5 protein-coding genes are annotated in these 9,016 nt (G+C 54.0%); 2 read left to right on the forward strand and 3 right to left on the reverse strand.

From position 1 onward, the window contains the following. On the reverse strand, positions 1–1,090 hold a 1,090-nt coding region (locus K2I50_RS07200), incomplete at its 3' end, for a TolC family protein (RefSeq protein WP_301025626.1). A 233-nt stretch (positions 1,091–1,323) separates the two neighbouring features. Here K2I50_RS07200 and K2I50_RS07205 point away from each other — a divergent pair. Both K2I50_RS07205 and K2I50_RS07210 read left to right on the forward strand, forming a co-directional pair. Beyond that, entirely contained in the window at positions 1,324–1,839 is a 516-nt protein-coding gene (locus tag K2I50_RS07205) for an outer membrane beta-barrel protein (RefSeq protein WP_301025628.1), read from the forward strand. Positions 1,840–2,214: 375 nt separating this feature from the next. Continuing rightward, the gene (locus K2I50_RS07210) at positions 2,215–2,466 is read left to right on the forward strand and encodes a hypothetical protein (protein ID WP_301025629.1); all 252 of its coding nucleotides are present in this window, start codon (positions 2,215–2,217) and stop codon (positions 2,464–2,466) included. A 112-nt stretch (positions 2,467–2,578) separates the two neighbouring features. On the opposite strand, the gene K2I50_RS07215 is transcribed toward K2I50_RS07210, so the two are convergent. Together K2I50_RS07215 and K2I50_RS07220 are read right to left on the reverse strand one after the other, a co-directional pair. Continuing rightward, entirely contained in the window at positions 2,579–8,290 is a 5,712-nt protein-coding gene (locus K2I50_RS07215; RefSeq protein WP_301025631.1) for an alpha-2-macroglobulin family protein, read from the reverse strand. 162 nt (positions 8,291–8,452) lie between these two features. Then, the gene (locus tag K2I50_RS07220) at positions 8,453–8,941 is read right to left on the reverse strand and encodes a Spy/CpxP family protein refolding chaperone (protein WP_301025633.1); all 489 of its coding nucleotides are present in this window, start codon (positions 8,939–8,941) and stop codon (positions 8,453–8,455) included. Positions 8,942–9,016 lie beyond the last annotated feature (75 nt).

A 9,016-nucleotide genomic window follows, 5' to 3' on the forward strand; every position in this document is an offset into this window, starting at 1 on the left:
CGCCGAATTTTTTCTCGAAGCCGTCGTTCATGTTGGGGTTGCTTACCGTATATGAGCCGATGAGCGCTGCCGTGGGCAGCATCGACGACATGGCAATTTTGCTTTGCTGGTCGGCTATTTTTATTCCAAGCTCCAGAGCGTGCAGATCCTGCCGGCGTGAATACACATCGGGCATATTGTAGGTGGTGGCTACAGGGGCGTCGTCGGTATTTGGCGCATATTCGTCCTTAAGCGCCATCTGTGTGTTGACCGGGAGTCCGCATATCTGGGCGAGCGCCATACGCGACAGCGACAGGCCGTTGTCGACTTTTACAAGGTCGACATTGGCGGCATTGAGCTTTACGTCGACAGTCAGCAGGTCGGAGCGAGTGGCCACACCCTGGTCAATCATGGCCTGCACATTGTTGTGGAGTGTATCAAGCAGGGCCACGTAGCTTACGGCGAGTTTCTTTTTAGCATTGAGCGACACAACCTGCCAGTAGGCGGCGTCGACGGCATATATAATATCCTGAGCGCCGTTGTCGTGCATAGATTTGGCCAGTTCCTCGGCATAGCCTGTAATCTTGTTCATGGCTACAATCTTGCCACCCATGAATATCGGCTGTGTGAGTGTCACTGCACCGAAAAATACATTGTGCATGTCGAAACTCATGGCCGACTTGGGCAGATATGCCACCTGTTTTGGCACCGGCTTGCCGTCGACTACGAGCGGCAGCCCTGTGGCAGGATTGGTCACCAGGTCGAATGTATATCCCTGTCCGTCGAAGTTCATTATCGGCAGATGCTGGTCGGCTCCAAGTATGTTTATATCATTGGAGTTGTATACATATCCGCCTGCGAAATCAATCTGCGGCAGATATGCTGCAAACGCCTCTTTTTTCTGATAGCCTGCGGCACGTATCTGCTCTGCCTGTATGCGCAGCTGCTTGTTGTTGGCAATTGCCATTGCGCGGCAGGAGTCGAGCGACACGGTTTCGGCGCCGGTATCCGGCGTCTGAGCCTGCATTGTTGCGTATGAGGCGATTAGAGCCAGTGATATGGCCGCTTTTAGTCCGCGGTAGAAGTGGATGTGAGGAAGTGTCGGTCTCATAAATAATAGTTGCTTGTCGGTGTCCGAATACTCGGCGCAAAGTTAATGCAATAAGGTAACACTTATATAATCCTAAAAGTTGATAATTTACGACGTATGGAGTAAAATATGGTCAGTTTTCCCGATATGGAAAATTTACACCCTGTTCCCCAATATTTCCGGCATATTGATGAACCATGTTATTTCACGTTTGTTAATACGATGACAGAAATTTTAAAAGATATAATAAAATTATGAAAAAGATTATTCTTGCTCTAATGATGATTGTCGGTATTGTAGCGGGCGCACAAGCCCAGACCGAACTCAGCGTAAGCTATGGCGCATACACACAGATGGACGCTATGGATTGTCATGACGGAGGCCCCTCGGTCAATAATGCGTGGGGAGCTCTTAATGCCGGGCTTAATTTCCATGTGGCCCCCGGCTTCTGGATCGGTCCGAGCTATACATTCTCCAGTACATCGCGCAAGCATTACGATGAAAACAAGTTCTACTATCACGCCATTATGCTCAATGTGCGTTACAACTACTACCGCAATTCGATTGTCACCATGTATGCCAAGGGCGCTCTCGGCTCGGTAATCATGCACGAGACATGGCCCGACGACAGCAAGAACAAGGCCTATTGCGCATTCCAGATCAACCCCCTCTGTGCGCAGGTAGGACTAAGCCGCTCAGTAGCCATGTTCGGTGAGCTCGGCTTCGGCGCCCAGGGCCTTATACAGTTGGGCGTCAAGATTGCACTCTGACCTGTCTTTTCAATCCCATTATAATCCAAGCATAAACCGAGGCTCTGAGAACTGACTCAGAGCCTCGGTTTATGCTTGGATTATATATGCTGTCTGACTATAAAGCTGCATCTAACCAGGCTCTTATAAAGAATCGTATTGAACATCTCGATTAGATAACGTTTTGTCTAATATCCACGTTTTACCGTTGAAAAGACCGGCTGATATCTCAGATTTTATCGTAATTTTGTCGAGCACAGTGTATGTAAGTCATTATTTATTAACGGTTTGAATCATTCATAATGTCTAATATCGTGAAAAAATGGCGTTTGTGTGCTGTATATCAGCGTTTTTAACTGATTGTTAATAGCTCAAAACAAGCTCTAAAAATAGCACATGAAACAAATCATTACTATTGTAGTTGCTTTAATGGTAACATTGATTGCCAATGCTAATTACACGACACTTTCATTCAGTACGGTCGGTGGGGAAACTCATTATTTAGAAATTACAGGACTTCAAATTACGTTTACACAAGAAAATCTGACCGCATCAAATATCAATACGTCAATCAATATACCACTGGCACAACTTGAGTATATGGAGTTTTCTGATGATTCCTCACTTGCAGCAGTCAACACTGTCTAAGAAAATAGCTGTGAAATAAAATCAGCAGCAATAACCATCATTTAACAGAACAGGCCCGCACTGCGGGCCTGTTCTGTTAAATGTGATACGCGGTTGTAACCGCGCTGTGTTATTAAGGATTGATGCGGAGGAGGGTACCGGAGGAGTGGGCGGTAAGGGCGGGAGCATACTGGCTCTGGATGGTGGCAAGGCCTGAGGCGAAGGTGCCGGCGTTGTTGACATTGAGCAGGTAGCTCAAGCGGTAGGTGCCCTTAGGCAGACGCGTGATGAACATATCGGTGGCTGCGTCGCGGTTTTCGCGATAGAAGCACAGGCCCTCGGCCCATATCGGTGTCGGCAGCTGGTCGACAGGCTCAAGACAGGCGGCGCGGTTGTCGACTATCGCCGCATAGTCTATGTCGCGTGCAGCGGTAATAATCAGATTTATCTGCACAACATCGCCTGTGCGCAGCGAGTCGGCGGCCACCCATTTTTCTCCGTCGGGTGTAGCCACACGTTTGTATATCGCTTTCTCAATCGAGAGGTCGGGGCACGATGCAGCTTTGACCTCGTCCATTTTGCCGGTATACTGGCTGATGACAGCACCCCACGACGGTCCGGCCTGCGACTTGCCGATAGAGAGAGTCTTGCCCGAAGGCTTCAGGGCTGAGATGTCGGTGCGCATCTCTCCGAGCAGAGCCTCGACTTTGTCGGGCTGTACACGCTCCTTGCCGACGGTGATGGTTACCGGCGATGCGGGTCGCGTCCACTTGGTGCCGGTGCGGAGTATTGAGGCGATGGCCTGAGAGGTCACAGTCGATGTGCCCCAGTCGGTGGCTTCCTTCTGTATAATCATCCACTGGCGTATGCGGTCAATGTCGGGCGATGAGGGGTCGACTGCGGCAAAAGCGTCGAGGATGATTGCGGTAGTGCCTACACGTCCCATCGACCACCATGACTGCGAGTCGAGCGACGGCCACCACATGCCTCTCTCTGGGGATGTCACCGCGAATTCCCGGAGCGATGATACAGCCAGGCGGGCGGCATCGGCGTGTCCCTGGGCTTTGAATATCAGTGCGGCGATGGCCTTGGAGCCGGCATTCATGTCGCGCCACGACTTAAGAAGCGACGCCACGGTGCGTGAGGTCAATGCCACGCATTCGCCCGGACGCTCTGTGTCGGGATACATGGAGCGGATGTATACATAGGTCTCGTCGGTGGAATCGCGGTGCTTGCGTGAGTATTCCGCAACTGCATTGTCCATATATGCGAGGCTTTTTGCAATTATCGCATCAAGGTTCTTATCCTTCGGGAGCCATCCGAGCTGCTTGAGGCGGCCGAACACAAGCAGGGCGTTTTCGGTAGCCCAGAGCGAAGACTGGCGGAAAAGGGGAGTCCATGCCAGACCGCCGTCGTCGCATTGCAGCTTCTTGAGCAGGGCAATCGACGAAGAGTATGTGGCGCTTATCTCCTGCGGGTCGAAGAGCAGAGCGAGGCGCTCCATGCGTTCGGTCTGTGAGCGTGCGTCCATTACCCATGGGGTAGCGTTGAGCAGCACAATCTTCAGGTCGGCATTGCGCTCGAGCATGGATGTCAGTGTAGAGTCGGAGCGATCGGAGCGGCTCCATTCGCGCAGAGCCTGGGCTATTTCGGGCTGTTCGCGCAGTATCCCCTCGGCCACGGCCGCCGAGAATATGGCCGCTGAGGCCGACAGGGCGTCGCGCGACTCGGAGGCGCGTATGCCGGGCAGAGCTGTGGCAACATACCAGGCGGGATTCTCGCAGAACTGAAGTGTCACGCGCGCGTCCTTACCCATCTTCGGGAGTTTCACGGCGTAGCTAAGTGTATCGGCCGGGATATAGAACGGTGTCGACTCTACCACCGGCTGCGAGGCTGCGAGCACAGGTATTATCGTCTGCTCGCCGTCGGCATAGCGACCTGAGGATGCCTTCACGCGGTAGCCGAGCATAATGGCGTCGGCGGGAGCGTCGACAGGTGTGGATATGGTGGCTGAACCTCTTGGTGCCACATCGGCAGTATAGTCACCGGCACTGAGCACAACGCCTGATGCAGGGTCGAATATCTCGACGCGCACAACCACAGTGGCCGCGCTGTCGGCATTGTTCATTACCGTAGCGCGCACTTCGGCCTTGTCGCCGTTGCGCAGGAACCGTGGCAGATTGGGCTGTACCATTATCGGGCGCGAGGCAATCATCTCGCGTGTGGTGTTTCCGGCAATCATGTCGGTGTTGTAGGCTATGGCCTTGAGCACCCAAGTGGCATTGGCCGCGGGAGCGGTGAAGTCCACCTGCATGGAGCCGTCGGCGCCGGTGGTAAGCATCGGAGCGAAGAGAGCGAGCGGAGTCTCGGCGTCGCGGTAGGCGAACTCTTCGCTGTCATTACGTGGAGCACCGGCATTCCCCGTTTCGGCGGCATCTTCATCTGCCGCGATTTCTTCGGAGTGTAGCATTACGGCACCTCCGGTGTCAGAGGCGCTGAATTTTGCCTCACGCTCTACATGGTCTTCAGATGTACCCTTGGCTGCTGACAGTGCCATTGTAGGCATTACCTCTTCAAGGACTTCGTCGGTGCAGGATACCGAGTTGACGGTACGTGCGCCATACATCTCTTTTCTGAGCATCCTCACTGTGCCGTAACCTACGAGTGGACGTCCCCAGGTGATGTAGTCAAGCGACGGCATCGAGGGGCAGGTGAACCGCTTTATTGGCATGGTACGTGAGTTGTCGTACCATCCGAGGCCGTTGTTGATGTTGAGCGAGGCCAGAGGATATGGCGAGCGCTGTGGATAGAACGCAAAGCGCTGAGGAGTGATGGCATCGAGCGCCTTGTTGTAGATATCGAGCATGAGAGCCGCTTGTCCGAGAGCGGAATTCTTGTCGCCGGTGACGCGGAAGGTCCAGCGTTCGGTGTCGCCCGGGGCTATGCGGTCGCGGAAACTTTCGACAGCGATGTCGAGCGAGCTGATTACATTCTCGCGGGTATAGTCGATCTGACAGTTGTCGTATCTGTAGCCGAGCGCGCATGCCATGCTGAGTGTGGCCGTGGAGCAGTCGGCAGGGAGGTCGCGGGTGAAGCGATGCATGCCCGGGCCGACGTTAATCCAGCCCTTGTCGATGATGCGGTCGCCCGACGACAGGACGTATACAATCCATGTCTCCTGAGCCGTGGTCGCATACAGCTGGTCGATACCGGCACGGGCGCCTATCGTAGCCTTCGACGATGGTATCCACAGCAGAGCATCGGGGTCGGGCGATGTGCTGTCGGTCGGGCGATAGAGCACTACATCCTTTAGGGTGACGGCATCGGCCAGGGTTGTGTCGGCGGTTGCGACTTTAAGCAGGTATACACCGCTTGCGAGCGCTGAGGCGTCGATTACCGGTCGTGCCGACTCAAATGTGCCGCTTGCGGCCACAGTAGAATCTTTGCGCAGGAACTCATAGGCAATAGTAGCATTGCGCTTCACATCGTTGACGGTGGTCAGCTCGAGGTTGAGCCTTATGGGCTTGGCGGCGTCCACATTATTGTCGGGGAGCGCAGCACGGAGTATGAGCTGTTTGCCGAGAGAGAAAGCAGTGGAGGCAGTGCAGTTTTCGCCGGATGGGGAGGTCACGGTGATGTCGGCCGTGAATATACCCTTGTCGACGGGAGAGCCCGACAGCAGTGCGTCGGTACACACGATTGAGAAGCGACCTTCGGCATCGGTGGTGTCGGAGAGTGAGGCAAACGATACCGGGGTGTTCCACCACGCACGTCCTCCGGCCGAGAGGTTGACGGATACTGATGCGTCGGCTACCGGGAATCCGGAGTATGTGACGGCACGGCCTTTTATCGTGACATCGCCTTTGGTGGGGGTATCACGCTCGACATCGGTCACTTCTACGAGATAGGTAGGCAGTTTGTAGTCGGAGACAGTAAAATATATGTTGCTCCACCGCAGATTTTTATTCAGCTCCTTGTCTGTGAGTGTAAAGCGAATGGCGAAGCTGCCGGTAAGTCCCTCCTTGGGTATTGCAAACTTTCCGGTGACACGTCCGAATGCATCGGTGGTCACTACGGCAGTATCGACGGCCTGCATGTTGGCGTCATACATTACCGCGCGCAATTCCTTTCCGGCGAGCGGAGTGCATGACTGGAGCAGCCACGACTGAGCCACAGCCGCCCACTCTACAGTGTCGCCCGGATGGTAGAGGGCCAGCGATGTAAAGCCCTGTATGGAGTAGGCCCGTGAGGGGTCGCGGTAATAGCTGTTAATGTTTATTGACTCGGCAAACCGGTCGGTGCCCTTTTGAGCAAATACAATCCGGGCCTTTGAATCCATACGCGCCATGCCGTCGTCGCCGGTGGTGCGGGTATCTACGAGGGTGAATGTGCGTCTGTTCTCATATCCTTTCAGAGTGACACCCTCTACAGGGCGTCCGGTGGCTGGATTTACCACGAACGGCCAAGCCTCATCCTTGAATGAAAGCGAGCCGAGGCGCAGGCCGGAGCAATGGACATAAGTATAGTTGCCGGTATCGATGGTCTGACCCGGGAACACTGCGGCTACAATATATGCGCCCGGGCGGTCAATCACTACCTTGCGCACGATTGACGAGCGAAACGGCGCCACTGAGTCGACAGTGACACGCACGCTCTTTGCCAGGCGCAGCTGAGCGATATTTTTCTTTGTCACCTCGTAGCCCCAGCTCCATTCATCCCATTTGTATGGCGCTTCGTAGACATTGACCGTGAAATCACGTGCGTTTCTCACGCTGAGATTGAGTTGCAGCGAGTCGCCAGGAGTCACCGTGGACGGATACCGTACTTTGACCACCGGCTGCTTGAGCCGCTCGACATTGCGAGTGAGCCAGCTGTTGCGGAAATATCCGGGGTGGGAGACTGTCTGCTTATTGCAGGCTGCGATATATCGGTCTATCGCGGTAATCGGTGCCTCCTCTCCGCTGACCATATCGTAGGCTTTGATGAGTATCTCGGCAGCGTAGGACGAGGTGTTGTGAGAGCTCCATAGCGAATAGAGCGCGTCGAACATGCGTGAGCGTACACTCTCCATATCTTCGCCACGGGAGAAGAGATGTCTGTTGACAAACTCCAGTCGGCTGAGGTCGGCGGCAATCAAGGCACCGTGTGTGTTGCGTGCATGTCCGATCCATGTTGAGTATATGTCGAGGATACGGCGTGCCATAGGCTTCTGCACGGTGATGCGCATCGCCATGAAGTCGCCCCAGGGGCATAGCAGTCGCATTGGCAGCATGTCGGTCTCGCCCAGATTGGGGAGCAGATCGGTGGCCTGCATGGCCACGAAGTCGAGTACCGTGGGATACATGCCTGCGATACGGCTGTCGACGGATATCACTTTGGAGTAGCGTGCTGCCGGTGTGGCTGCAAGAGCATCGGGAGAGGCGAGCGCGCTGTCGACAAGGGCCGTTATTGTGTCGCGCCACTGGATGCCGCTCCATAGCTTGTAGTCGGCCGACGGGTCGGCGGGTTGCTCGCGACGGTCGTAGGTCCAGCGGTTATGCTGATATAGCGAATAGTAGATTTTTGCCGTAAGCAGATTTACAAGGGCCTTGTCGGCCGGTGCCGACAGCGACTTTTCCGCTCTGCGGCAGTCGGCAATCACGACAGATGCGCTGTCGGCGTCGATTTCGGTAAGGGATACCGACAGATTCATAAGCGCACGCAGGGCCAATTGGCCGTTGTCGGTGGCGAGAGCCTTGTCGAGCATTTCCTTGGCATTGGCCGATACTTTGGCGGGAAATGCGAAGTCGGGTTTAGCATACGGATCGGATGGCTTCGCAGCTAAGGCAGCGAAAACTGTGGCCATGACGGTCAGGAGTATTAAAATACGGCGTAGCATGTGAGAATATTAATTTGATGTCAGATAGTAGAACAAGCGGCATGTGCTTAAGGGTTCATCATTCAATCATCCCCTGGCACGTGCCGCTTGCTGTGTCAATATATATGTCGGTGGTATGGCTATAGGCTGTCAGTCGTTTTTGTGTTTCTGTTTCATCCGTGAGTGTTGCTTCATCACTTCGCGGGTAAATCGGCGCTCCGACTGAGTGAGCCTGTATATCTGTGCGGGGGTCAGTATGCCTTTGAATTTTGCATAATATTCTTTGGCAATCTGTGCCTCCTTGGCGCGTGTCTCGATTACGGCTTCGGTCGCTTTTTCATATTCGAGGTCGTTGACCTGTGTTTTGCTGTGGTTGATTTTATGCTCGAGCTGTCGCGAGTCGCGTTGCGCCTTCATCAGGCTCTCGCTCATGGCGTCGTAGAGCGGGAAAAATTTTTCCTGCTGCTCCTGGGTTAGTCCGAGGTCTTTTATCAGGAAATCATGTTTGTAGACACGCATTTGCTTGAACCATTCCTGTCGGTTCATGCGGCTGTCGCATTTATCCTGTGCAGATATGCCTATCGGTGATACCGTTGCTACGAGCAGTAGCATGATGGATATGAGTCGTGAGATATACATATATATTTAGAGCTTGTTTAATAATAAATGTTACCGTCAGGGCGGTCAATCGTCGAGCATATTTTCGCTTGTGAT

Origin of the sequence: Muribaculum sp., assembly GCF_029051885.1 — a bacterium.
GTDB lineage: Bacteria > Bacteroidota > Bacteroidia > Bacteroidales > Muribaculaceae > Muribaculum.